A 25,570-nucleotide genomic window follows, 5' to 3' on the forward strand; every position below is an offset into this window, starting at 1 on the left:
CGTTTTGAGGTTTGGAGGCTGGGGACTTAATCGTTGCTGCGGGTGTTGCCGCTGGCGGTTTCGCTCTACAGCAAGCAGATCAAAAGATCGCAGCCTTCGGCAGCTCCGGTTGGATCGCGTGAATTCGATAGAAACGGGTTGACCTGCAGGCCGACTTCGCGAGCAGGCTCGCTCCCACAGAAAAGCAAAGGCAAAGGCAAAGGCAAAGGCAAAAGATCGCAGCCTCCGGCAGCTCCTACACAATGAGCTTTAGCTCGAGTACCGCTTTTGATCTTGATTCACCGGCGACGTCGGAAGGCTGAGTGGAGGGATTGATCCGGGGGTGGGAGCGCAGCGACCGTCTGGCGCAGCCAGACACAGCGGAAGGAGGTGCAGCGAAGCAAACCGGAGCCGCTGCGCCCGGATCGATCCCGGAGCGAAGGAACCCGAGCCTGCGAGGGCCGAACGCAGGAGCAAGCGTTTTTTTGCTTACTTTTTTTAGGCGTTTGTAAAAAAAGTGAGTCGCCGTAAGGGCGAAACCCTAAGCAGCCGTAACCGCAGCAACGGATATACACCCAAAACTATCAAACAACGAGCAACAAAAAGGCGCCCGAAGGCGCCCTCTTGATATACGACCGTCAGGCCATCTCAGCCGTGGTTTCGAAGTCGAACGTCAACTCCCCATCCTTGATGTCGATGTGCACCACACCGCCATGCTCGGCCAGCTCGCCAAACAGAATCTCCTCCGCCAGCGGACGCTTGATCTTGTCCTGGATCAGACGCGCCATCGGACGTGCGCCCATCGCCGAGTCATAACCACCCGCCGCCAGCCAGCTGCGTGCCGCATCAGTAACCTCAAGCAACACACGCTTGTCTTCCAGCTGCGCCTGAAGCTCGGTGAGGAACTTGTCCACCACACTTTTGATGACCTCATGGCTGAGGCGACCAAACTGGATAATGGTGTCCAGACGGTTACGGAATTCCGGCGTGAAGCTCTTCTTGATCACTTCCATCGCATCGGACGAGTGGTCCTGATGGGTGAAACCGATCGAAGCCCGCGCTGCCGTCTCGGCACCGGCGTTGGTGGTCATGATCACTATCACATTGCGGAAGTCCGCCTTGCGCCCGTTGTTGTCGGTCAGCGTGCCGTGATCCATGACCTGCAACAGCAGGTTGAAGACTTCCGGATGCGCCTTCTCGATTTCGTCGAGGAGCAATACGCAATGTGGCTGCTTGGTGATCGCTTCGGTCAGCAGACCGCCCTGGTCGAAACCGACATAGCCTGGAGGGGCACCGATCAGACGCGATACGGTGTGACGCTCCATGTACTCGGACATGTCGAAACGCACCAACTCGATCCCCAGCGCCTTGGCCAGCTGTCGCGCGGCCTCGGTTTTACCGACACCGGTAGGCCCGGCGAACAGGAACGAACCGACCGGCTTGTCTGGCGACTTGAGCCCGGCACGCGACAGCTTGATCGCAGTGGACAGCGAATCGATCGCCGCGTCCTGACCAAACACCGTAAGCTTCAGGTCACGCTCCAGGTTACGCAGCAGCTCTTTGTCGGAACTGGTGACATGCTTCGGCGGAATCCGCGCGATTTTCGCGACGATGTCCTCGACCTGTGGCACTTCGATACGCTTGACGCGCATCTCCACCGGTTGCAGACGCTGGTAGGCGCCCGCCTCGTCGATCACGTCGATGGCCTTGTCCGGCATGTGCCGGTCATTGATGTAGCGCGACGCCAGTTCGGCAGCGGCACGCAACGACTCATCGCTGTATTCGATATTGTGATGCTGCTCGAAACGCCCTTTCAGGCCACGCAGGATACCGATGGTGTCTTCCACCGACGGCTCGACGACATCGACCTTCTGGAAGCGACGCGCCAAGGCACGGTCCTTCTCGAAGATGCCGCGAAATTCCTGGAACGTGGTCGAACCGATGCAGCGAATGTCGCCAGACGACAGCAGCGGCTTGAGCAGATTGGATGCATCCATCACGCCACCGGACGCTGCGCCCGCACCGATGATGGTGTGGATCTCGTCGATGAACAGGATCGCCTGCGGACGTTTCTTCAGTTCATTGAGCAGCGCCTTGAAGCGCTTCTCGAAATCACCGCGATACTTGGTACCCGCAAGCAGAGCGCCGAGGTCGAGCGAATAAACAACCGCATTGGCCAGCAGATCCGGCACCTGATTGTCGACGATGCGCTTGGCCAGGCCTTCGGCAATCGCGGTTTTACCCACGCCTGCCTCACCCACCAGCAGCGGATTGTTCTTGCGCCGGCGCGCAAGAATCTGCGCGACACGCTCGACTTCCGACTCACGACCAACCAACGGATCAATGCGACCCTGGCGCGCGAGTTCGTTGAGGTTGCTGGCATAAGCATCCAGAGGATTGCCTGAAGAAGAAGACTCACCGCCCTCGTCGTCCTGCATATCTTGTTCACCTTCAGAGTGATCGCCGTGCCCCGGTACTTTCGAAATGCCGTGGGCGATGTAGTTGACGACATCGATGCGCGCCACGCTCTGCTGTTTCAGCAGGAACACGGCCTGACTCTCTTGCTCACTGAAGATGGCGACCAGCACGTTGGCGCCGGTCACTTCGCGTTTGCCCGAGCTCTGTACGTGAAAAACAGCACGCTGCAGGACACGCTGGAAGCCCAGGGTTGGCTGGGTTTCGCGATCCTCGTCATGGACGGGGATCAATGGCGTGGTGGAGTCGATGAACTCCTGCAGATCATGCTTGAGTTTGTCGAGGTTTGCGCCGCAGGCACGCAAAACGGTGGCGGCAGCCTCATTATCCAATAGGGCCAGCAGGAGATGTTCGACGGTCATGAACTCATGACGCTTCGAACGAGCCTCCTTGAAGGCAAGATTGAGGGTGACTTCGAGCTCGCGGTTTAACATAGCTTCACCTCATACCCAAGTGGTCGGCGATTAACCGTCCTTCTCGATTTCACAGAGTAGCGGATGCTGGCTTTCCCTGGCGTACTGGTTGACCTGCATGGCCTTTGTCTCGGCGATGTCGCGGGTAAACACTCCACATACTGCCCGTCCTTCTGTATGGACGGCCAGCATGACCTTGGTCGCCAGCTCGCGATTCAGGTTAAAAAACACCTCGAGCACTTCGACGACGAAATCCATCGGTGTGTAGTCATCGTTGAACAAAACCACCTTGTACATCGGCGGCGCCTGTAACGCGGGCTTTGCTTCCTGAACAGCAACGCCTGCCGAATCGTCGTCGTGCTCCTGTGGAAGATCCTTTTGGAGAAGCGGGCGATCCTGATTGAATGTTAGTCGAATCTGGCTGATTGCATGCATGGAAAAAAAGGTTCGTCAGTTGTGCGAATACAGTGGTGGGGGCGGTTGCACACGTTTTCAACTACGACTGCCCGGTCACCTTGACTATCGGGAAAACGGTGTTACAACCAATAGAGCCCACAGTGGGTAAAAAAGATCCGCGGAGTCAATTCTTTTATCGAATTCGATTGCGGATGTCGTGGATGATACTCCAGCGATGGAGTCTGTTGCAGAGGGATTTGAGCATGGCTGTCGGCAAGGTGAAATGGTTCAACAATGCCAAGGGATTCGGCTTTATCAATACCGATGCCCGGGAAGGTCGCGATGAGGATGGCAAGGACATTGACTTCTTTGCCCACTACTCGGCCATTGAAATGGATGGGTACAAGACCCTGAAAGCGGGTCAGGCGGTGAACTTCGAGATCGTTCAAGGCCCTAAAGGGCTGCATGCCGTGAAGATAACTTCGGTCGAAGTCGCTTCGGCGCCGAGCGCGATTGCCACGGAAAAACAAACGGCAACCAGTTGAAGCCTCAAAACATTCGGTCATAAAAAAACCGCCTGACTCAACCCATCGAGTCAGGCGGTTTTTTGCGTGCCTGCAACTTTTACATATGCGAAATCAGCGCATCTCCGAACCCGGAGGACGAAACCAGCTTCGCGCCATCCATCAAACGCTCGAAATCATAAGTAACAGTCTTCGCGCCGATCGCACCGTTGGTGCCCTTGATGATCAGGTCCGCCGCTTCAGTCCAGCCCATGTGACGCAACATCATCTCGGCCGAGAGAATCAGCGAGCCCGGGTTGACCTGATCCTTGCCGGCGTATTTCGGTGCGGTACCGTGGGTCGCCTCGAACATCGCTACGGTGTCGGACAGGTTGGCACCCGGCGCGATGCCGATACCGCCCACTTCCGCCGCCAGGGCGTCAGACAGGTAGTCACCGTTGAGGTTAAGCGTTGCGATGACATCGTATTCGGCCGGGCGCAGCAGGATCTGCTGGAGCATGGCATCGGCGATGGCGTCCTTGACCACAACGTTCTTGCCGGTTTTCGGGTTCTTGAACTGCATCCACGGACCGCCATCGAGCAGCGTCGCACCGAATTCTTCGGCCGCCACTTCGTAGGCCCACTCCTTGAAGGCACCTTCGGTGAACTTCATGATGTTGCCTTTGTGCACGATGGTCAGCGAGTCGCGGTCATTGTCGACCACGTATTGCAGAGCCTTGCGCGCCAGACGCTTGGTGCCTTCGCGGGAGACCGGCTTGACGCCGATGCCGCAATTTTCGTCGAAACGGATCTTGGTGACGCCCATTTCTTCTTTAAGAAATTTGATGACCTTGGTGGCTTCCGGCGAACCGGCCTTCCATTCGATACCGGCGTAAATGTCTTCGGAGTTCTCGCGAAAGATGGTCATGTCGACATCGCCGGGCTTTTTCACCGGGCTTGGCACGCCTTCGAACCAGCGCACCGGGCGCAGGCAGACGTACAGGTCGAGCTGCTGACGCAGGGCCACGTTCAGCGAGCGGATACCGCCACCGACCGGAGTGGTCAGCGGGCCTTTGATGGAGACCACGTAATCCTTGACCGCGTCGAGGGTTTCCTGCGGCAGCCAGGTGTCCTGGTCATAAACCTGAGTGGCCTTTTCGCCGGCGTAGACTTCCATCCAGGAAATCTTGCGCTTGCCGCCGTAGGCCTTTTCAACAGCAGCATCGACAACCTTGATCATCACCGGACTGATGTCGACACCAATACCGTCACCTTCGATGAAGGGGATGATCGGGTTATCAGGAACATTGAGAGAATGGTCTGCATTGACGGTGATTTTGTCGCCGACGGCTGGAACCTGAATCTTCTTGTAACCCATGCTGAACTCCATTGTTTGGATTGAACACCTGGCTTGCTTCGAGCGTAACCCAGTTGAATCAACACGCAAACCCTATGTTCCTGCGCCGCGCACATCTCGTTTCGTACAAGCCTGAAAGCAAAGGGAAAAGCGCCAAACTCCAGCATTCGTAACGAGTCTTTGCCCGGTCGCGCCCTGCGACCTTTAGACCAATGGACGAGAATCGTTGCATATGAACCATCGGCAGATTGCCAGCTACCTATGTATAATGCCGCCCGCTGACCACAGGGTCACGACGGCTGGCCTCTCTAGCACGAGACTTTCCGCCTGATTGGTCGGGTTGTTACCGCAGCCTGACTGCTTGACGCTCTACTGATGCACCCAACATCACCGCGAAGAATCTCGACATTCGGTTCATGGATGACTTTGAACGAACGCGCTTACCCGGCGCCCCTCGAGTTTCTGCGCACGCTTTAGCAAAGAAGAGAGAGTTAATCCGAATATGCCCACCCGCTCGAAGATCATCTATACCTTCACCGACGAAGCTCCTGCCCTCGCCACCTATTCCCTGCTGCCGATCATCGAGGCTTACACCGCCTCGGCCGATATCGCCGTGGAAACCCGCGATATCTCTCTTGCAGCGCGCATCCTGGCAAGCTTCCCCGAGCAACTGGGCGACAAAGCCGTAGCCGACCACCTCGCCGAACTGGGCGACCTGGCCGTTACGCCTGAAGCCAACATCATCAAGCTGCCGAACATCAGTGCTTCGGTGCCACAGCTGCAAGCCGCGATCAAAGAGCTGCAGGCGCAGGGCTACAACCTGCCGGACTACCCGGAAACCGTGACCAGCGACGCCGACAAAGACGCCAAGGCGCGTTACGACAAGGTCAAGGGCAGCGCCGTGAACCCGGTTCTGCGTGAAGGCAACTCCGACCGCCGCGCTCCGCTGTCGGTGAAGAACTATGCGCGCAAGCACCCGCACAAAATGGGCGCCTGGGCCAAAGACTCCAAGTCCCACGTCGCTCACATGAGCACCGGCGATTTCTACGGCAGCGAAAAAGCTGTCCTGATCGACGCCGCTGACGCCGTGAAGATCGAACTGATCGCCAAGGACGGTGCCGCTACCGTTCTGAAAGAAAAGACCACCGTTCAGGCTGGCGAGATCCTCGACTGCGCCGTGATGAGCAAAAACGCCCTGCGTGCGTTCATCGCTGCCGAGATCGAAAACGCCAAGGCCCAGGGCGTACTGCTCTCGGTTCACCTGAAAGCGACCATGATGAAGGTCTCGGACCCGATCATGTTCGGCCAGATCGTTGCCGAGTTCTATAAAGACGCACTGACCAAGCACGCTGACGTGCTGAACCAGATCGGCTTCAACCTGAACAACGGCATCGGCGATCTGTACGCGCGCATCAAGGCCCTGCCGGCCGAGCAGCAAGCGCAGATCGAAGCCGATATCGCAGCGGTCTACGCCGTTCGTCCTTCGCTGGCGATGGTCAACTCCGACAAAGGCATCACCAACCTGCACGTGCCGAGCGACGTCATCGTTGACGCCTCGATGCCGGCGATGATCCGTGACTCCGGCAAGATGTGGGGCGCCGACGGTCAGCTGCACGACACCAAGGCTGTGATCCCGGATCGTTGCTACGCGACCATCTACCAGGCCGTGATCGAAGACTGCAAAGCCAATGGCGCTTTCGATCCGACCACCATGGGCAGCGTGCCAAACGTTGGCCTGATGGCGAAGAAAGCCGAAGAGTACGGCTCCCACGACAAGACCTTCCAGATCAAGGCTGACGGCGTCGTTCGCGTCACCGACAGCAAAGGCAAGCTGCTGATGGAACAGGCTGTCGAAGCCGGCGACATCTTCCGCATGTGCCAGACCAAGGACGCGCCGATCCAGGACTGGGTCAAACTGGCCGTCAACCGTGCTCGCGCGAGCAGCACGCCGGCGATCTTCTGGCTCGACCCGATGCGCGCTCACGATGGCGTAGTGATCGAGAAGGTTCAGGCCTATCTGAAGGATCACGACACCAGCGGTCTGGACATCCAGATCATGGCGCCGGTCGATGCAATGAAATACACCCTGCAGCGCACCCGCGAAGGCAAGGACACCATTTCGGTGACCGGCAACGTACTGCGCGACTATCTGACCGACCTGTTCCCGATCATGGAACTGGGCACCAGCGCCAAGATGCTGTCGATCGTGCCGCTGATGAACGGCGGTGGTCTGTTCGAAACCGGCGCCGGCGGTTCGGCTCCGAAGCACGTGCAGCAACTGGTTGAAGAAAACTTCCTGCGCTGGGATTCGCTGGGTGAGTTCCTTGCCCTCGCCGCTTCCCTTGAGCACCTGGGCGTGAACTACAACAACCCGAAAGCACTGGTGCTGTCGAAAACCCTGGACCAGGCCACCGGCCAGTTCCTCGACAACAACAAGTCGCCATCGCGCAAGGTCGGCAACATCGACAACCGCGGCAGCCACTTCTATCTGGCGATGTACTGGGCTCAGGCCCTGGCTGCCCAGACCGAAGACGCTGCACTGCAAGCGCAGTTCGCGACTCTGGCCAAAACCCTGACCGAGAACGAGGCAACCATCGTTGCCGAGCTCAACGCCGTTCAGGGCAAGCCAGTCGACATCGGCGGTTACTACCACGCCGACGCCGAGCTGATCAGCAAGGCCATGCGTCCAAGCGCAACCTTCAACGCGGCGATTGCTGCGCTGGTTTAAGGTTGTAATGCGGTGAACAGACCCCGGCCTTGTGCCGGGGTTCGTGTTTCCGGGTTTTGTGATCATCACAAAACTTTGTGGGAGCTGGCAAGCCAGCTCCCACAGGGATTGGGGTTTAACCAATAGATTGAGGAAGGTTTTATGGAATGGCTCCCCCACATCACCGTCGCCACCATCGTCGAGGACAACGGTCGCTTCCTGATGGTCGAAGAGCACAAAGGTGGGCGTAATGTGCTCAACCAGCCCGCCGGCCATCTCGATCCGGATGAAACCCTGATCGATGCGGCCATTCGCGAAACCCTCGAAGAAACCGGCTGGGACGTCGAACCGACAGGCGTGATCGGCATTTATCTGTACACCGCACCGAGCAACGGCGTGACTTACCAGCGCATATGCTTCAGCGCCAAAGCCGTGCAGCATCACCCGGATTACCAGCTTGACGACGGCATCGTCGGCGCCAAGTGGCTGACCCGCGACGAATTAATCGCCCAGCGCGATAACTGGCGCAGTGAACTGATCATCCGTTGCATCGACGATTATCTGGCCGGTCATCACTTCAGCCTCGAACTGATCCGCCCTTCTCTTTAGCCTTGCGGCCGCGAGCCTGATAGAATCGCGCCCTTTTCCAAGACACTCATTGAATCCCTATGCGTGATCCAGCCCCTTCTGACACATCCAAGAAGCGCGTCATTGTCGGCATGTCCGGCGGCGTGGACTCTTCCGTTTCCGCCCTTCTGCTGATCGAGCAGGGTTATGAAGTGGAAGGCCTGTTCATGAAGAACTGGGAAGAAGACGACGGAACGGAATACTGCACCGCCATGGACGACCTGGCGGATGCTCAGGCTGTCTGCGACAAGATCGGCATCAAGCTGCACACCGCCAACTTTGCCGCCGAGTACTGGGACAACGTGTTCGAGCACTTCCTCGCCGAATACAAGGCCGGGCGCACGCCGAACCCGGACATCCTGTGCAACCGCGAGATCAAGTTCAAAGCGTTCCTCGACTACGCGATGATGCTCGGCGCCGACCTGATCGCCACCGGCCACTACGTGCGCCGCCGTGATATCGATGGTCGCACCGAACTGCTCAAAGGCCTCGATCCGAACAAGGATCAGAGCTATTTCCTGCACGCCGTCGGCGGCGAACAGATCGCCAAGACCCTGTTCCCGGTCGGCGAACTGGAAAAGCCGCAAGTGCGCGAGATTGCCGAGAAGTACGAACTGGCCACCGCCAAGAAGAAGGATTCCACCGGAATCTGCTTCATCGGCGAGCGCCGTTTCAGCGATTTCCTCAAGCAATACCTGCCGGCACAACCGGGCGAGATCAAGACCACCGAAGGCGAAGTCATCGGCCGTCACCACGGCTTGATGTACCACACGATCGGCCAGCGTCAGGGCCTCGGCATCGGCGGCTTGAAGGATGCCGGTGACGAGCCGTGGTACGTGCTGCGCAAGGATCTGCAGAGCAACGAGCTGATCGTCGGCCAGGGCAACAACCATCCGTGGCTGTTCTCCAGCGCCCTGCTCGCTTCGGAAATTTACTGGGTCAACCCGATCGACCTGAGCCAGCCGCTGCGCCTGACGGCGAAAGTGCGCTATCGCCAGAGCGATCAGGCCTGCACCCTGGAAAAAACCGCCAGCGGTTATCGCGCCGTGTTCGACGAACCGCAACGCGCGGTGACGCCGGGCCAATCGGTGGTGTTCTATGACGGTGAAATCTGCTTGGGTGGCGGCGTGATCGAAGTGGCCGAGCCGTGGAGCGGCCAGGCATGAGCCCGACTCAGGAGCAACTGACGGCGCTGGGCGGCGTGTTTCTCGCCGCCGTGCTGGTCGATCGCATCGCCAAGACCGGCCAGACCAACGAGGCCGGCCTGAGTTGCATGCTCGGCAGCCTGCTGGTCCGCGACCCAAAAGATACGCTGGACGTCTACGGCGGCGACGACATCAATCTGCGCGAGGGTTATCGCGCGCTGATTGGCGCCCTTGAGCGCGATCCGAGCACCTTGCAGCGCGAGCCGTTGCGCTACGCGCTGTCGATGCTCGGTCTGGAGCGGCAACTGGCCAAGCGTGACGACATGCTTGAGACGATTGCCAAACGCCTGCCGCAGATCCAGTCGCAGGTGGAGCATTTTGGCCCGGCCCACGAAAACGTCGTGGCCGCTTGCGGTGCGTTGTACCAGGACACTTTGAGCACTCTGCGCCAGCGCATTCAGGTGCACGGCGACATGCGCAACCTGCAACAGCCGAGCAATGCCTCGAAGATCCGCGCCCTGCTCCTCGCCGGTATCCGCTCGGCGCGCCTGTGGCGTCAGCTCGGTGGTCATCGCTGGCAGTTGGTGATCAGCCGCCGCAAGTTGCTTAAAGAGCTTTATCCGTTGATGCGCAGCGAGTAAACGCCGCGTCACGAAGGCTTTGTAGTCTGTAACGCGTAATACGCCGGTCAGTTGGCGACGGACCGGCGGATTTTTTCATGTATGATACGCGCCCCATTTCGTTGCCCGACTGTCCGAGAACACCCCATGCAGCTCTCTTCGCTCACTGCGGTTTCCCCTGTTGACGGCCGCTACGCCGGCAAAACCCAGGCCCTGCGCCCGATTTTCAGCGAGTACGGCCTGATCCGTGCCCGCGTTCTGGTTGAAGTGCGCTGGCTCCAGCGCCTGGCCGCCCACGCTGGCATCCCTGAAGTGCCAGCCTTCTCCGCCGAGGCCAACGCCGTTCTCAACGAACTGGCTGACAACTTCTCGCTGGAGCACGCCGAGCGCGTCAAAGAGATCGAGCGCACCACCAACCACGACGTCAAAGCGATCGAATACCTGCTCAAAGAGCAGGCGGCCAAGCTGCCGGAGCTGGCCAAGGTCAGCGAATTCATCCACTTTGCCTGCACCAGCGAAGACATCAACAACCTGTCCCACGCCCTGATGCTACGCGAAGGCCGTGACGACGTGATGCTGCCGCTGATGCGCCAGACCGCCAACGCTATCCGCGAACTGGCCATCCGTTTCGCCGACGTGCCGATGCTGTCGCGCACCCACGGCCAGCCGGCTTCGCCGACTACTCTGGGTAAAGAACTGGCCAACGTGGTTTACCGTCTCGAGCGTCAGATCGCTCAAGTCGCTGCCGTGCCGCTGCTGGGCAAGATCAACGGCGCTGTCGGCAACTACAACGCACACCTCTCGGCCTACCCGCAGATCGACTGGGAAGCCAACGCCCGCGCCTTCATCGAAGACGAGCTGGGCCTGGGCTTCAACCCGTACACCACGCAGATCGAACCGCACGACTACATCGCCGAGCTGTTCGACGCTATCGCACGCTTCAACACCATCCTGATCGACTTCGACCGCGACATCTGGGGCTATATCTCCTTGGGTTATTTCAAGCAGCGCACCATCGCTGGTGAAATCGGTTCGTCGACCATGCCGCACAAGGTCAACCCGATCGACTTCGAAAACTCCGAAGGCAACCTGGGTATCGCCAACGCATTGTTCCAGCACCTGGCGAGCAAGCTGCCGATCTCCCGCTGGCAGCGCGACCTGACCGACTCCACCGTCCTGCGCAACCTCGGTGTCGGCTTCGCCCACAGCGTGATCGCTTACGAAGCCAGCCTCAAAGGCATCAGCAAACTCGAGCTCAACGAGCAGAAGATTGCCGCTGACCTCGATGCTTGCTGGGAAGTATTGGCTGAGCCGATCCAGACCGTGATGCGTCGCTACAACATCGAAAACCCGTACGAAAAGCTGAAAGAACTGACCCGCGGCAAGGGCATCAGCCCTGAAGCGTTGCAGACTTTCATCGATGGTCTGGACATGCCAGCCGAAGCCAAAGCCGAGCTCAAGCAACTGACCCCGGCCAACTACATCGGCAACGCAGTGGCACAAGCCAAACGCATCTGATCGACCGTTTGCCCCGTTTGAGACGCCCGGCCGCGCCGGGCGTTTTTATTCCCGTCTGAAAAGTGTTTTTTTTCAATAGGTTACATATGAATTCCGATATTCCTCTTCAACTTCTGGGCGGCCTCACAGCACGCGAATTCCTGCGTGACTACTGGCAGAAAAAACCGCTGCTGATCCGTCAGGCGATTCCTGACTTCGAAAGCCCGATCGACGCCGACGAACTGGCCGGCCTGGCCCTGGAAGAAGAAGTCGAATCGCGCCTGGTGATCGAACATGGCGAGCGTCCATGGGAACTGCGTCGCGGCCCGTTCGCCGAAGACGAGTTCAGCAAATTGCCAGAAAAAGAGTGGACACTGCTGGTGCAAGCGGTTGATCAGTTCGTGCCGGAAGTCAGCGAACTGCTGGAAAACTTCCGCTTCCTGCCGAGCTGGCGCGTCGATGACGTGATGATCAGCTTTGCCGCACCGGGTGGCAGCGTCGGCCCGCATTTCGACAACTACGATGTGTTCCTGCTGCAGGGCCATGGCAAGCGCAACTGGAAAATCGGCCAGATGTGCGATTCCGAGAGCCCGCTCCTGCAGCACGCTGACCTGCGCATCCTCGCTGAATTCCACGAGACCGAAGAATGGGTGCTGGAGCCAGGCGACATGCTCTACCTGCCGCCGCGTCTGGCCCATTGCGGCGTCGCAGTCGACAACTGCATGACCTACTCGGTCGGCTTCCGTGCGCCGAGCGCTGCTGAAGTGCTGACCCACTTCACCGACTTCCTCAGCCAGTTCCTGACCGACGAAGAGCGCTACACCGATGCCGACGCCAAGCCGGCGGTCGATCCGCACCAGATTCAACACGATGCGCTGGATCGTCTGAAAAGCCTGCTCGCCGAACACATGAGCGATGAGCGCCTGCTGCTGACCTGGTTCGGCCAGTACATGACCGAGCCGCGCTACCCGGAACTGGTGGTCGGCCCGGAAGACGTCGAAGAAGAAGACTTCCTCGCCGCCCTGCAGGACGGCGCCGTGCTGATCCGCAACCCGAGTGCGCGCCTGGCCTGGTCGGAAGTCGACGACGATCTACTGCTGTTCGCCAGCGGCCAGAGCCGTTACCTGCCGGGCAAGCTGCGCGAACTGCTAAAGCTGATCTGCGCCGCTGACGCCCTGCACGCCGACAACCTCGGCGAATGGCTGAGCGATGAAGACGGCCGCAGCCTGCTCTGCGAACTGGTCAAGCAAGGAAGCCTGGGGTTTGCCGATGAATAAAATTCGCGTTCGTGTCGCAGACTGGCAGAAGGATATCGCCGAGATCCGGCGCATTCGTGAAACGGTGTTCATCGCCGAACAATCGGTGCCACCCGAGCTTGAGTGGGACGCCGATGACGCGACCGCCGTGCATTTTCTGGCGTTCGAAGGCGACTTCCCGATCGGCACGGCGCGACTGCTGCCCGATGGGCATATCGGTCGGGTTTCGGTACTCAAAGACTGGCGCGGAATGAAGGTCGGTGACGCGCTGATGCAAGCGGTCATCGCCGAAGCCGAAGCGCGCGGCTTGAAGCAACAGAAGCTCAGCGCTCAGGTGCAAGCCACGGCGTTCTATGAGCGCCTGGGCTTCAGCCTGGTCAGCGAGGAGTTTCTCGAGGCCGGCATTCCGCATGTCGACATGGTTCGGCATTCGGCCTGATTCCGAGACCTCTAGATCCCTGTGGCGAGGGGATTTATCCCCGCTGGGCTGCGAAGCAGCCCCAAATCCAGAAAACTCGGTGAGTCAGTTAAATCGAGCGCGCTGGGTCGGCGACTGCTGTGCAGCCGAGCGGGGATAAATCCCCTCGCCACAATGGCCGCCAGCACACCACAAAACGCCCCGCCATTTTCGGATGCCGGGGCGTTTTGCTGTCTACGATTCAACTTGCCCCACCCCGGGCCGACAAACTGGCAATATCAAGCCTTTCGAACGCGGAGATAACGGACATGTCCCTACGCACCCTGCTCACCACCCTGCTGCTCGGCTGCAGTTTTTCGGTGCTGGCAGCCACAGAAATCGTCCCCCTCAAATACCACACCAGCGCTGACATGTTGCCAGTGGCGCAGGATTTCATCGGCCAGGACGGTCAGGTCAGCGCTTACGGCAATCAGCTGATCGTCAAAGCCGAGCCGGCCAAGATACAGGAACTGAAAGATCTGCTGGCGCAACTCGATACCGCACCGAAGCGCTTGCTGATCACCGTCGACACCAACGAAAACAATGGCCGTGGCGACGAAGGTTATTCGGTCAACGGCGCCCAGCCGAACCAGACCCGGATCATCAGCCGCAGCACCACCAGCCGCAATGGCGGAGTTCAGCAAGTGCAGACCAGTGAAGGCACTCCGGCGCTGATTCAGGTTGGCCAGAGCGTGCCGATCACCAACACCCAGAGCGATTCCTACGGCGGTTACAGCAGCGAGACCCAATACCGCAACGTCACCCAGGGTTTCTACGTCACCGCCAGCGTCACCGGCGAGACCGTTCATCTGGCGATCAGTACCAACCGTGACCGCATGAGCCAGGAACGTCCCGATGTAGTGAACGTGCAAAGCACCGACACAACGGTCACCGGACGCCTCGGCGAATGGATCACCCTGGCGGGCGTCAACAGCCAGACTCAGGCCGACAAACAGGGGCTGACCCGCAGCTACTCGACTCAAGGCCGGGATGACATGACCTTGCGGGTGAAAGTCGACACACTGGACTAAAGCACCGAAAACTGACTGATTAGTCGTATTAGACGAAAGATGTAGTGCCTTAAAAAAAGCACTACAAAACGTTTGACGAGGCCAAAAAGCGAAGGCATGATGGCCTCGCTCCCGCTAATCAGAGGCCCTGGCAAGGGCCTTCGAAGCGCCGTTCGCACCTATCCCGCGAACCGTTTCGTGTCTGTACCGCCCACAAGGTGTGTTTGACGAGGTTGCCGACTGGAACGAAGTTGTCCCGAGGGACGGAAGCGTATTTAGGTAACCCGGCTTCACGCTGCAGACCGTATAAAGGCCCACGACGCCGGAATGCGCCCGCACCGCGCCACTACCTGCTCACTTCCCCTCGAGCCCATCGTTCATCCCGTCGCCTACCCCGCCGAATTCGACTTGACCACCTAAGCTTCTGGTCAGCGAGCGCAGGAATTTTCCACCGCAGAACAACTTTTCATAAAAGACGCGACGAGGTTTATCTCCATGGCACTGACACGCGAACAGCAAATTGCAGCCCTCGAAAAAGACTGGGCCGAGAACCCGCGCTGGAAAGGCGTGACTCGCACTTACTCCGCTGCTGACGTGGTCCGCCTGCGTGGCTCGGTTCAGCCTGAGCACACCTTCGCGAAGATGGGCGCCGAGAAGCTGTGGAACCTGGTTACCCAGGGTGCCAAGCCGTCCTTCCGTCCAGAGAAAGATTTCGTCAACTGCATGGGCGCCCTGACCGGCGGCCAGGCTGTTCAGCAGGTCAAGGCCGGTATCCAGGCGATCTACCTGTCCGGCTGGCAGGTGGCTGCGGACAACAACTCCGCAGAATCGATGTACCCGGATCAGTCGCTGTACCCGGTGGACTCGGTACCGACCGTGGTCAAGCGCATCAACAACTCGTTCCGTCGTGCTGACCAGATCCAGTGGAAAGCAGGCAAGAACCCGGGCGATGACGGCTACATCGACTACTTCGCGCCAATCGTGGCTGACGCTGAAGCCGGCTTCGGCGGCGTACTCAACGCCTACGAGCTGATGAAGAGCATGATCGAAGCAGGCGCCGCCGGCGTTCACTTCGAAGACCAACTGGCTTCGGTGAAGAAATGCGGCCACATGGGCGGCAAGGTTCTGGTGCCAACCCAGGAAGCCGTACAGAAGCTGACCGCTGCCCGTCTGGCAGCTGACGTTGCCGGCACGCCGACCATCATTCTGGCCCGCACCGACGCCAACGCGGCTGACCTGCTGACTTCCGACTGCGACCCGTACGATCAGCCATTCGTGACCGGCGAGCGTACTCAGGAAGGTTTCTACAAGGTACGTGCCGGCCTGGATCAAGCGATCGCCCGTGGCCTGGCTTACGCTCCGTACGCCGACTTGATCTGGTGCGAAACCGCCAAGCCGGATCTGGAAGAAGCCCGTCGCTTCGCTGAAGCAATCAAGAAGGAATACCCGGACCAGCTGCTGTCGTACAACTGCTCGCCTTCCTTCAACTGGAAGAAGAACCTGGACGACGCGACCATCGCCAAGTTCCAGCGCGAACTGTCCGCCATGGGCTACAAGCACCAGTTCATCACCCTGGCCGGCATTCACAACATGTGGCACAGCATGTTCAACCTGGCGCACGACTACGCCCGCAACGACATGACCGCCTACGTGAAGCTGCAAGAGCAGGAATTCGCTGACGCCGCCAAGGGTTACACCTTCGTTGCGCACCAGCAGGAAGTGGGCACTGGCTACTTCGACGACATGACCACTGTGATCCAGGGCGGCTCGTCCTCGGTGACCGCGCTGACCGGTTCGACCGAAGAAGAACAGTTCCACTGATTCGGCCTCACCTGAGCAAACGGCCTTTGCGGATCGAATAAAAAGCTAACCGCAAAGCCGCAAGACTGACGCCCCGACTGGATCGGGGCGTTTTTTTGCCTGTTGGAATCTCAAAGCCCCCATAAATTTCCTGTGGGAGCGAGCCTGCTCGCGAAGGCGATAAGTCAGCTTGCACATCTGGAGGCTGATCCACCGCTTTCGCGAGCAGGCTCGCTCCCACAGGGCTACCGTCAGCCGAGAGATGGAACATTGATCTGAAGCGCTACAAGCGTCAGAAATTTCCGCTAAAACGGTAGGCTTCGCTACTTGCAGTAATGCGCAAGTAAGACAACTTCCCAGCCACTCACTGGTTAAACAGTTACAAAACCACTCCAAACGATATCAATTATCATTTAGCAGCAACTATGTTCGTTACAAAGCCTACAAAACATAATTGACGGAAACCCGGCTAATGCCCGCAACGCATGGGCCGCAGCGCCTTCAGGAGACGCTATGTCCTTAATCCGGTAAATAATTTCGCCTTTGGAATTTTACTTGCCGGGTGTTTAGCCATAAAATCAGCCCGATTGATTGCTGCGACATATCGTCACTGCCTTATTTCTTTATCAAGCTCAGAGACCTTTGCTCTCTGTTAAGGATTACCAGCATGCCCGAAGCGACAGGACTCATGGCCCACAACTGGGGCTTTGCCATTTTCCTTCTGGGTGTCGTCGGCCTGTGTGCCTTCATGCTTGGCGTCTCCAGCCTCCTCGGGTCAAAAGCCTGGGGTCGCAGCAAAAACGAACCGTTCGAGTCGGGCATGCTACCTACCGGTGGCGCCCGCTTGCGGCTCTCAGCCAAATTCTATCTGGTCGCGATGCTCTTCGTGATCTTCGATATCGAAGCCCTCTTTCTCTTTGCATGGTCTGTGTCCGTCCGCGAAAGCGGCTGGACCGGATTCGTCGAAGCTCTCGTTTTCATAGCAATTCTGTTGGCAGGTCTTGTCTACCTGTTCCGAGTGGGCGCCCTTGACTGGGCTCCGGAAGCTCGTCGCAAGCGGCAGGCGAAGCTGAAACAATGAGGCTTTGGCAATGCAATACAATCTCACCAGGATCGACCCCGATGCTCCTAACGAGCAGTATCCGATTGGCCAGCGGGAAACCGTTGCCGATCCGTTAGAAGATCAAGTCCACAAAAACATTTTCATGGGCAAGCTGGAAGACGTGCTGAGTGGCGCGGTCAACTGGGGACGTAAGAACTCTCTGTGGCCGTACAACTTCGGCCTGTCGTGCTGCTACGTGGAAATGACCACCGCCTTCACGGCGCCCCACGACATCGCGCGCTTTGGCGCCGAAGTCATCCGGGCCTCGCCGCGTCAGGCCGACTTCATGGTTATCGCCGGTACCTGCTTCATCAAGATGGCGCCGATCATTCAGCGTCTCTACGAGCAAATGCTCGAACCGAAATGGGTTATCTCCATGGGTTCGTGCGCCAACTCCGGCGGCATGTACGACATCTACTCCGTGGTTCAAGGGGTGGACAAGTTCCTGCCCGTGGACGTCTACGTACCTGGCTGCCCGCCCCGTCCGGAAGCATTTCTGCAAGGCTTGATGCTGTTGCAGGAATCGATTGGACAGGAGCGTCGTCCGCTTTCCTGGGTCGTTGGTGATCAAGGCGTATATCGCGCCGACATGCCATCGCAGAAGGAACAGCGCCGCGAACAGCGAATCGCAGTCACCAATCTGCGCAGCCCTGACGAAGTCTGATCCAGTTCTGTTCCAAGTAACGAGAAGCTGGCTTCATTCTTTACGTTGACCGAAAGCGAAAAAATAACCATGACTACAGGCAGTGCTCTGTACATCCCGCCTTACAAGGCAGACGACCAGGATGTGGTCGTCGAACTGAACAACCGTTTTGGCGCCGAAGCGTTCACCGCACAGGCAACCCGCACCGGCATGCCGGTGCTGTGGGTGGCCCGTGCCAAACTGGTTGAAGTCCTGACTTTCCTGCGCAACCTGCCCAAGCCGTACGTCATGCTCTATGACCTGCACGGCGTGGACGAGCGTCTGCGCACCAAGCGTCAAGGGCTGCCGACCGGCGCCGATTTCACCGTGTTCTATCACCTCATGTCGCTGGAGCGTAATAGTGACGTGATGATCAAGGTGGCCTTGTCCGAAGGCGACCTCAGCATGCCTTCCGTCACCAGCATCTGGCCCAACGCCAACTGGTACGAGCGCGAAGTCTGGGACATGTTCGGCATCGACTTCAAAGGCCACCCGCACCTGTCGCGCATCATGATGCCGCCGACCTGGGAAGGTCACCCGCTGCGCAAGGACTTCCCGGCGCGCGCCACCGAATTCGATCCGTTCAGCCTCAACCTCGCCAAGCAGCAGCTTGAGGAAGAAGCCGCGCGTTTCCGTCCGGAAGACTGGGGCATGAAGCGTTCCGGAGCCAACGAGGACTACATGTTCCTCAACCTCGGCCCGAACCACCCTTCGGCGCACGGTGCGTTCCGCATCATCCTGCAGCTGGACGGTGAAGAGATCGTCGACTGCGTCCCGGACATCGGATACCACCACCGTGGCGCCGAGAAGATGGGCGAGCGTCAGTCCTGGCACAGCTACATTCCGTACACCGACCGTATCGACTACCTCGGCGGCGTGATGAACAACCTGCCGTACGTGCTCTCGGTCGAGAAGCTCGCCGGCATCAAGGTGCCGCAGAAGGTCGATGTCATCCGCATCATGATGGCCGAATTCTTCCGGATCACCAGTCACCTGCTGTTCCTGGGTACCTACATCCAGGACGTCGGCGCCATGACCCCGGTGTTCTTCACTTTCACCGACCGCCAGAAGGCGTACACGGTGATCGAGGCGATCACCGGTTTCCGTCTGCACCCGGCCTGGTACCGCATCGGTGGCGTCGCCCACGACCTGCCGCGCGGCTGGGAAAAACTGGTCAAGGATTTCGTCGAGTGGATGCCCAAGCGTCTGGACGAATACACCAAGGCCGCCCTGCAGAACAGCATCCTCAAGGGTCGTACCGTCGGCGTCGCTGCCTACAACACCAAAGAGGCCCTGGAATGGGGCGTCACCGGTGCCGGCCTGCGTTCGACCGGTTGCGATTTCGACCTGCGCAAAGCGCGTCCGTACTCGGGCTACGAGAACTTCGAATTCGAAGTGCCACTGGCCGTCAACGGCGATGCCTATGACCGCTGCATGGTCCGCGTCGAAGAGATGCGCCAGAGCATCAAGATCATCGATCAATGCATGCGCAACATGCCGGAAGGCCCGTACAAGGCGGATCACCCGCTGACCACGCCGCCGCCGAAAGAGCGCACGCTGCAGCACATCGAAACCCTGATCACGCACTTCCTGCAGGTTTCGTGGGGCCCGGTCATGCCGGCCAACGAATCCTTCCAGATGATCGAAGCGACCAAGGGCATCAACAGTTATTACCTGACGAGCGACGGCGGCACCATGAGCTACCGTACCCGGATCCGTACTCCGAGCTTCCCGCACCTGCAACAGATCCCTTCGGTGATCAAAGGCAGCATGGTCGCGGACTTGATTGCGTACCTGGGTAGTATCGACTTCGTTATGGCCGACGTGGACCGCTAAGCATGAACAGCACGCTTATCCAGACAGACCGTTTCACCTTGAGTGAAACCGAGCGCTCGGCCATCGAGCACGAGCTGCATCACTACGAAGACCCGCGCGCGGCGTCGATCGAAGCCCTGAAGATCGTTCAGAAGGAACGCGGCTGGGTGCCGGATGGCGCCTTGTACGCGATCGGCGAGATCCTCGGCATCCCGGCCAGCGACGTTGAAGGCGTGGCGACGTTCTACAGCCAGATCTTCCGTCAGCCGGTCGGCCGCCACATCATTCGCGTCTGCGACAGCATGGTCTGCTACATCGGCGGCCACGAGTCGGTGGTCAGCGAAATCCAGAACAATCTGGGCATCGGCCTGGGTCAGACCACCGCCGACGGTCGTTTCACCCTGCTGCCTGTTTGCTGCCTCGGCAACTGCGACAAGGCACCGGCGCTGATGATCGACGACGACACCTTTGGCGACGTGCAGCCTGCTGGCGTGGCCAAACTGCTCGAGGGCTACGTATGACCCTGACATCTTTTGGTCCAGCCAACCGCATCCAACGCTCGGCCGAGACGCACCCGCTGACCTGGCGTCTGCGCGATGACGGCGAAGCCGTGTGGCTTGACGAGTACCAGGCCAAGAACGGTTACGCCGCTGCGCGCAAAGCCTTCGCCGAGATGGATCAGGACGCCATCGTCCAGACCGTCAAAGACGCTGGCCTCAAAGGCCGCGGCGGTGCCGGCTTCCCCACTGGTGTGAAGTGGGGCCTGATGCCCAAGGACGAATCCATCAACATCCGCTACCTGCTGTGCAACGCGGATGAAATGGAGCCGAACACCTGGAAAGACCGCATGCTGATGGAGCAACTGCCCCATCTGCTGATCGAAGGCATGCTGATCAGTGCCCGTGCGCTGAAAACCTACCGTGGCTACATCTTCCTGCGCGGCGAATACACCACCGCCGCCAAGCACCTCAACCGCGCCGTGGAAGAAGCCAAGGCGGCCGGCCTGCTGGGCAAGAACATTCTCGGTTCGGGTTTCGATTTCGAGCTGTTCGTCCACACCGGCGCCGGGCGTTACATCTGCGGTGAAGAAACCGCACTGATCAACTCCCTCGAAGGCCGCCGCGCCAACCCGCGCTCCAAGCCGCCCTTCCCTGCCGCCGTCGGCGTGTGGGGCAAGCCGACCTGCGTGAACAACGTCGAAACCCTGTGCAACGTGCCGGCGATCATTGCCGACGGCGTTGACTGGTACAAATCGTTGGCCCGCGAAGGCTCCGAAGACATGGGCACCAAACTCATGGGCTTCTCCGGCAAGGTCAAGAACCCGGGCCTGTGGGAACTGCCATTCGGCGTCACCGGTCGTGAACTGTTCGAAGATTACGCCGGCGGCATGCGCGACGGCTTCAAGCTCAAGGCCTGGCAACCAGGGGGTGCCGGTACCGGTTTCCTCCTGCCCGAGCACCTCGACGCACAAATGTATGCCGGCGGTATCGCCAAGGTCGGCACCCGGATGGGTACCGGTCTGGCGATGGCGGTGGACGACAGCGTCAACATGGTCTCGCTGCTGCGCAACATGGAGCAGTTCTTCGCTCGCGAATCCTGCGGTTTCTGCACCCCGTGCCGCGATGGTCTGCCATGGAGCGTCAAGCTGCTGATGGCCATCGAACAGGGCAAGGGCCAGCCAGGCGACATCGAGACCCTGCTGGGTCTGGTCGGTTTCCTCGGCCCGGGCAAGACCTTCTGTGCTCACGCACCGGGTGCCGTGGAGCCGCTGGGCAGCGCCATCAAATACTTCCGTCCAGAGTTCGAAGCCGGTATCGCGCCTGTCAGCGCCGCCGTCCCGCCTCTGGCAAGGCCGATCGTAGTCGGCGCGTAAACGTTTAAAAAGGCGAAGGGTCCGTGCCCTTCGCCTTTCGTCCGATGACGCCCTCCGGGGCTGTTTGGATTCGGACGCATAACAAGATTCCATTAGCCACGCCCGCTGACACCGGGCCAACGAAGACCTTTGAACCATGGCCACTATCCACGTAGACGGCAAAGCGCTCGAAGTCGACGGGGCAGACAACCTGTTACAGGCATGTCTGTCGCTGGGCCTCGACATTCCATATTTCTGCTGGCATCCCGCGCTTGGTAGCGTCGGGGCCTGCCGCCAGTGCGCGGTCAAGCAGTACACCGACGAGAACGACACCCGTGGTCGCATCGTCATGTCCTGCATGACCCCTGCCACCGACAACACCTGGATCTCCATCGACGATGAAGAATCCAAGGCGTTCCGCGCCAGCGTTGTCGAATGGCTGATGACCAACCACCCGCACGACTGCCCGGTGTGCGAGGAAGGCGGTCACTGCCACCTGCAAGACATGACAGTGATGACCGGCCACAACGAGCGCCGTTATCGCTTCAGCAAACGCACCCACCAGAACCAGCAACTCGGCCCGTTCATTTCTCACGAAATGAACCGCTGCATCGCCTGCTACCGCTGTGTGCGTTTCTACAAGGACTACGCCGGCGGTACCGACCTCGGTGTATTCGGCGCCCACGACAACGTGTACTTCGGTCGCGTTGAAGACGGCACCCTCGAAAGCGAGTTCTCCGGCAACCTCACCGAGGTCTGCCCGACCGGCGTGTTCACCGACAAGACTCACTCCGAGCGCTACAACCGCAAGTGGGACATGCAGTTCGCCCCGAGCATCTGCCATGGCTGCTCGAGCGGTTGCAACATTTCCCCGGGCGAGCGTTACGGTGAACTGCGTCGCATCGAAAACCGTTTCAACGGTTCGGTGAACCAGTATTTCCTCTGCGACCGTGGCCGTTTCGGTTATGGCTACGTGAACCGCACTGACCGTCCACGTCAGCCGCTGCTGGCCGATGGCACCAAGCTCAGCCTCGACGCTGCGCTGGACAAAGCCGCCGACCTGCTGCGCGGACGCAACATCGTTGGTATCGGTTCGCCGCGTGCCAGCCTTGAGAGCAACTACGCGTTGCGCGAACTGGTCGGTGCCGAGCACTTCTATTCGGGTATCGAAGCCTCCGAGCTGGAGCGCATTCGTCTGGTCCTGCAGGTGCTGAACGACAGCCCGCTGCCAGTGCCGAACATGCGCGACATCGAAGATCACGACGCGATTTTCGTCCTCGGTGAAGACCTGACCCAGACCGCTGCACGTATGGCGCTGGCTCTGCGTCAGTCGGTCAAGGGCAAGGCTGAAGACATGGCTGAAGCCATGCGCGTCCAGCCTTGGCTCGACGCGGCGGTGAAGAACATCGGCCAGCACGCGCTGAACCCGCTGTTCATCGCCAGCCTCGCCGAAACCAAACTCGACGACGTTGCCGAAGAATGCGTACACGCCGCTCCCGACGATCTGGCGCGCATCGGTTTCGCCGTGGCTCACGCGCTGGATGCCAGCGCGCCGGCCGTTGAAGGTCTGGACACCGAAGCCCTGGAACTGGCGCAGCGCATCGCCGATGCCCTGCTCGCCGCCAAGCGCCCGCTGATCATCGCCGGTACTTCGCTGGGCTCCAAAGCCTTGATCGAAGCTGCCGCGAACATCGCCAAAGCCCTGAAGCTGCGCGAGAAGAACGGTTCGATCAGCCTGATCGTGCCGGAGGCCAACAGCCTCGGTCTGGCCATGCTCGGTGGCGAGTCGGTCGACGCCGCGCTGCAAGCGGTCATCGATGGCAAGGCCGACGCGATCGTCGTGCTGGAAAACGATCTGTACACCCGCACCGCCAAAGCCAAGGTCGATGCCGCACTGAACGCTGCAAAAGTGGTGATCGTTGCCGACCATCAGAAAACCGCCACCACCGATCGCGCGCACCTGGTTCTGCCAGCGGCGAGCTTCGCCGAGGGCGACGGTACGCTGGTCAGCCAGGAAGGCCGCGCCCAGCGCTTCTTCCAGGTTTTCGATCCGCAATACATGGACGCGAGCATCCTGGTTCACGAAGGCTGGCGCTGGCTGCACGCCCTGCGCGCGACCCTGCTGAACCAGCCGATCGACTGGACGCAACTCGACCACGTCACCGCTGCCGTTGCCTCGAGCACCGCGCAACTGGCACGTATCGTCGATGCTGCACCTTCCGCTGCGTTCCGCATCAAGGGTCTGAAACTGGCCCGTGAGCCGCTGCGTTACTCCGGTCGCACCGCGATGCGCGCCGACATCAGCGTTCACGAACCACGCACCCCGCAAGACCAGGACACCGCGTTCGCCTTCTCCATGGAAGGTTACTCGGGCTCCGCCGAACCGCGTCAACAAGTGCCATTCGCATGGTCGCCGGGCTGGAACTCGCCACAAGCCTGGAACAAGTTCCAGGACGAAGTCGGTGGTCATCTGCGCGCTGGCGATCCGGGCACGCGCCTGATCGAAAGCACTGGCGACTCGCTGAACTGGTTCGCTGCTGCTCCGCGCGCATTCAATCCGGCGCCGGGCACTTGGCAGGCCGTGCCGTTCTACCACCTGTTCGGCAGCGAAGAAAATTCTTCGAAAGCCGCGCCGGTGCAAGAGCGCATTCCGGCTCCGTACGTGGCTCTGGCGAAATCCGAAGCGGATCGCCTCGGCGTCAACGACGGTGCTCTGCTGAGCCTGAACGTTGCCGGCCAGACCCTGCGTCTGCCGCTGCGCATCAATGAAGAACTGGGCGCCGGTCTGGTGGCATTGCCTGCGGGCATCGCCGGCATTCCACCGGCATTCGCCGGCGTATCCGTCGACGGTCTGCAGGAGGCAGCGCAATGACCTGGTTCACCCCTGAAGTGATCGATGTGATCCTGACGGTCATCAAAGCCATCGTGATCCTGCTGGCCGTGGTGGTCGCGGGCGCCTTGCTCAGCTTTGTCGAACGTCGCCTGCTGGGCTGGTGGCAGGACCGTTACGGTCCGAACCGCGTTGGCCCGTTCGGCATGTTCCAGATCGCCGCCGACATGCTGAAGATGTTCTTCAAGGAAGACTGGACCCCGCCGTTTGCCGACAAGGTGATCTTCACTTTGGCGCCGGTGGTGGCCATGTCCGCCCTGCTGATCGCCTTCGCGATCATCCCGATCACCCCGACCTGGGGCGTGGCGGATCTGAACATCGGCCTGCTGTTCTTCTTCGCCATGGCCGGTCTGTCGGTGTACGCGGTGCTGTTCGCCGGCTGGTCGAGCAACAACAAGTTCGCCCTGCTCGGCAGCTTGCGTGCCTCGGCGCAGACCGTGTCCTACGAAGTGTTCATGGGCCTGGCCCTGATGGGCATCGTGGTGCAGGTCGGCTCGTTCAACATGCGCGACATCGTCGAGTACCAGGCGCAGAACCTGTGGTTCATCATTCCGCAGTTCTTCGGCTTCTGTACCTTCTTCATCGCTGGCGTCGCCGTGACTCACCGTCACCCGTTCGACCAGCCGGAAGCGGAACAGGAACTGGCCGACGGTTACCACATTGAATACGCCGGTATGAAATGGGGCATGTTCTTCGTCGGTGAATACATCGGCATCATCCTGATCTCGGCGCTGCTGGTCACCCTGTTCTTCGGTGGCTGGCACGGTCCGTTCGGCATCCTGCCGCAACTGTCCTTCGTCTGGTTCGCACTGAAGACCGCGTTCTTCATCATGCTGTTCATCCTGCTGCGCGCTTCCATCCCGCGTCCGCGTTATGACCAGGTGATGGATTTCAGCTGGAAATTCTGCCTGCCACTGACCCTGATCAATTTGCTGGTGACCGCTGCGGTTGTGTTGTTGAACACGCCTGCGGTTGCGGTTCAGTGAG

20 protein-coding genes are annotated in these 25,570 nt (G+C 59.7%); 17 read left to right on the forward strand and 3 right to left on the reverse strand.

Annotated features, from left to right (window positions below; translation table 11 throughout):
• Positions 1–617: 617 nt before the first annotated feature.
• Together clpA and clpS are read right to left on the reverse strand one after the other, a co-directional pair.
• Positions 618–2,888 carry an ATP-dependent Clp protease ATP-binding subunit ClpA gene (gene clpA / locus AB4N73_RS11495; RefSeq protein ID WP_016775266.1) on the reverse strand — a complete coding sequence of 757 codons (2,271 nt, stop codon included), beginning with the start codon at positions 2,886–2,888 and terminating at the stop codon, positions 618–620.
• 30 nt (positions 2,889–2,918) lie between these two features.
• The gene (gene clpS / locus AB4N73_RS11500; protein WP_011334948.1) at positions 2,919–3,302 is read right to left on the reverse strand and encodes an ATP-dependent Clp protease adapter ClpS; all 384 of its coding nucleotides are present in this window, start codon (positions 3,300–3,302) and stop codon (positions 2,919–2,921) included.
• Positions 3,303–3,526: 224 nt separating this feature from the next.
• On the opposite strand from clpS, the gene AB4N73_RS11505 reads away from it, so the two are divergent.
• Positions 3,527–3,808 carry a cold shock domain-containing protein gene (locus tag AB4N73_RS11505; RefSeq protein ID WP_236168574.1) on the forward strand — a complete coding sequence of 94 codons (282 nt, stop codon included), beginning with the start codon at positions 3,527–3,529 and terminating at the stop codon, positions 3,806–3,808.
• A 79-nt stretch (positions 3,809–3,887) separates the two neighbouring features.
• Here AB4N73_RS11505 and icd read toward each other — a convergent pair whose 3' ends face one another.
• Complete coding sequence (icd, locus tag AB4N73_RS11510; protein WP_024013414.1) at positions 3,888–5,144, reverse strand: NADP-dependent isocitrate dehydrogenase; 1,257 nt, start codon at positions 5,142–5,144, stop codon at positions 3,888–3,890.
• A 481-nt stretch (positions 5,145–5,625) separates the two neighbouring features.
• On the opposite strand from icd, the gene AB4N73_RS11515 reads away from it, so the two are divergent.
• The 16 genes from AB4N73_RS11515 to nuoH all read left to right on the forward strand — a co-directional run bounded on the left by AB4N73_RS11515 (position 5,626) and on the right by nuoH (position 25,569).
• Positions 5,626–7,851: an NADP-dependent isocitrate dehydrogenase gene (locus tag AB4N73_RS11515; RefSeq protein ID WP_460143465.1), complete on the forward strand. Its 2,226-nt coding sequence runs from the start codon at positions 5,626–5,628 to the stop codon at positions 7,849–7,851.
• A 141-nt stretch (positions 7,852–7,992) separates the two neighbouring features.
• Positions 7,993–8,439 carry an NUDIX hydrolase gene (locus tag AB4N73_RS11520; RefSeq protein WP_016775271.1) on the forward strand — a complete coding sequence of 149 codons (447 nt, stop codon included), beginning with the start codon at positions 7,993–7,995 and terminating at the stop codon, positions 8,437–8,439.
• A gap of 59 nt (positions 8,440–8,498) precedes the next feature.
• Positions 8,499–9,623 carry a tRNA 2-thiouridine(34) synthase MnmA gene (gene mnmA / locus AB4N73_RS11525; RefSeq protein WP_252878511.1) on the forward strand — a complete coding sequence of 375 codons (1,125 nt, stop codon included), beginning with the start codon at positions 8,499–8,501 and terminating at the stop codon, positions 9,621–9,623.
• Positions 9,620–10,243: a high frequency lysogenization protein HflD gene (gene hflD / locus AB4N73_RS11530; RefSeq protein ID WP_039763308.1), complete on the forward strand. Its 624-nt coding sequence runs from the start codon at positions 9,620–9,622 to the stop codon at positions 10,241–10,243. The genes mnmA and hflD overlap by 4 nt, the downstream gene beginning before the upstream one ends.
• Positions 10,244–10,369: 126 nt before the next feature.
• Positions 10,370–11,740 (forward strand): adenylosuccinate lyase, encoded by a 1,371-nt coding sequence (purB, locus tag AB4N73_RS11535; RefSeq protein ID WP_095182064.1) that lies wholly within the window; start codon positions 10,370–10,372, stop codon positions 11,738–11,740.
• Between the two features lie 86 nt (positions 11,741–11,826).
• A complete protein-coding gene (locus tag AB4N73_RS11540; protein WP_016775274.1) occupies positions 11,827–12,996 on the forward strand; it encodes a ribosomal protein uL16 3-hydroxylase in 1,170 nt (389 codons plus the stop codon).
• Entirely contained in the window at positions 12,989–13,414 is a 426-nt protein-coding gene (locus AB4N73_RS11545) for a GNAT family N-acetyltransferase (RefSeq protein WP_016775275.1), read from the forward strand. Before AB4N73_RS11540 ends, AB4N73_RS11545 begins: the two co-directional genes overlap by 8 nt.
• Before the next feature lie 287 nt (positions 13,415–13,701).
• Positions 13,702–14,463, forward strand: a complete 762-nt coding sequence (locus AB4N73_RS11550) for a secretin N-terminal domain-containing protein (protein WP_460143466.1) — start codon at positions 13,702–13,704, stop codon at positions 14,461–14,463.
• Between the two features lie 474 nt (positions 14,464–14,937).
• Positions 14,938–16,263: an isocitrate lyase gene (gene aceA, locus AB4N73_RS11555; protein ID WP_016775277.1), complete on the forward strand. Its 1,326-nt coding sequence runs from the start codon at positions 14,938–14,940 to the stop codon at positions 16,261–16,263.
• 646 nt (positions 16,264–16,909) lie between these two features.
• Entirely contained in the window at positions 16,910–17,323 is a 414-nt protein-coding gene (locus tag AB4N73_RS11560) for an NADH-quinone oxidoreductase subunit A (RefSeq protein ID WP_003223812.1), read from the forward strand.
• Positions 17,324–17,333: 10 nt separating this feature from the next.
• Positions 17,334–18,008, forward strand: coding sequence for a NuoB/complex I 20 kDa subunit family protein (locus AB4N73_RS11565; RefSeq protein WP_016775278.1), 675 nt, complete (start codon positions 17,334–17,336; stop codon positions 18,006–18,008).
• Between the two features lie 69 nt (positions 18,009–18,077).
• On the forward strand, positions 18,078–19,862 hold the full coding sequence (gene nuoC / locus AB4N73_RS11570) for an NADH-quinone oxidoreductase subunit C/D (protein ID WP_076563524.1): 1,785 nt from the start codon (positions 18,078–18,080) through the stop codon (positions 19,860–19,862).
• A 2-nt stretch (positions 19,863–19,864) separates the two neighbouring features.
• Positions 19,865–20,362, forward strand: coding sequence for an NADH-quinone oxidoreductase subunit NuoE (gene nuoE, locus AB4N73_RS11575; RefSeq protein WP_003223804.1), 498 nt, complete (start codon positions 19,865–19,867; stop codon positions 20,360–20,362).
• Positions 20,359–21,714 carry an NADH-quinone oxidoreductase subunit NuoF gene (gene nuoF / locus AB4N73_RS11580; RefSeq protein ID WP_024013417.1) on the forward strand — a complete coding sequence of 452 codons (1,356 nt, stop codon included), beginning with the start codon at positions 20,359–20,361 and terminating at the stop codon, positions 21,712–21,714. Before nuoE ends, nuoF begins: the two co-directional genes overlap by 4 nt.
• Positions 21,715–21,850: 136 nt before the next feature.
• Positions 21,851–24,565, forward strand: coding sequence for an NADH-quinone oxidoreductase subunit NuoG (gene nuoG, locus AB4N73_RS11585; protein ID WP_310216891.1), 2,715 nt, complete (start codon positions 21,851–21,853; stop codon positions 24,563–24,565).
• Complete coding sequence (nuoH, locus tag AB4N73_RS11590) at positions 24,562–25,569, forward strand: NADH-quinone oxidoreductase subunit NuoH (RefSeq protein WP_039763316.1); 1,008 nt, start codon at positions 24,562–24,564, stop codon at positions 25,567–25,569. Before nuoG ends, nuoH begins: the two co-directional genes overlap by 4 nt.
• Position 25,570 lies beyond the last annotated feature (1 nt).

The sequence above is a fragment of the Pseudomonas sp. S3_B08 genome (assembly GCF_054667725.1).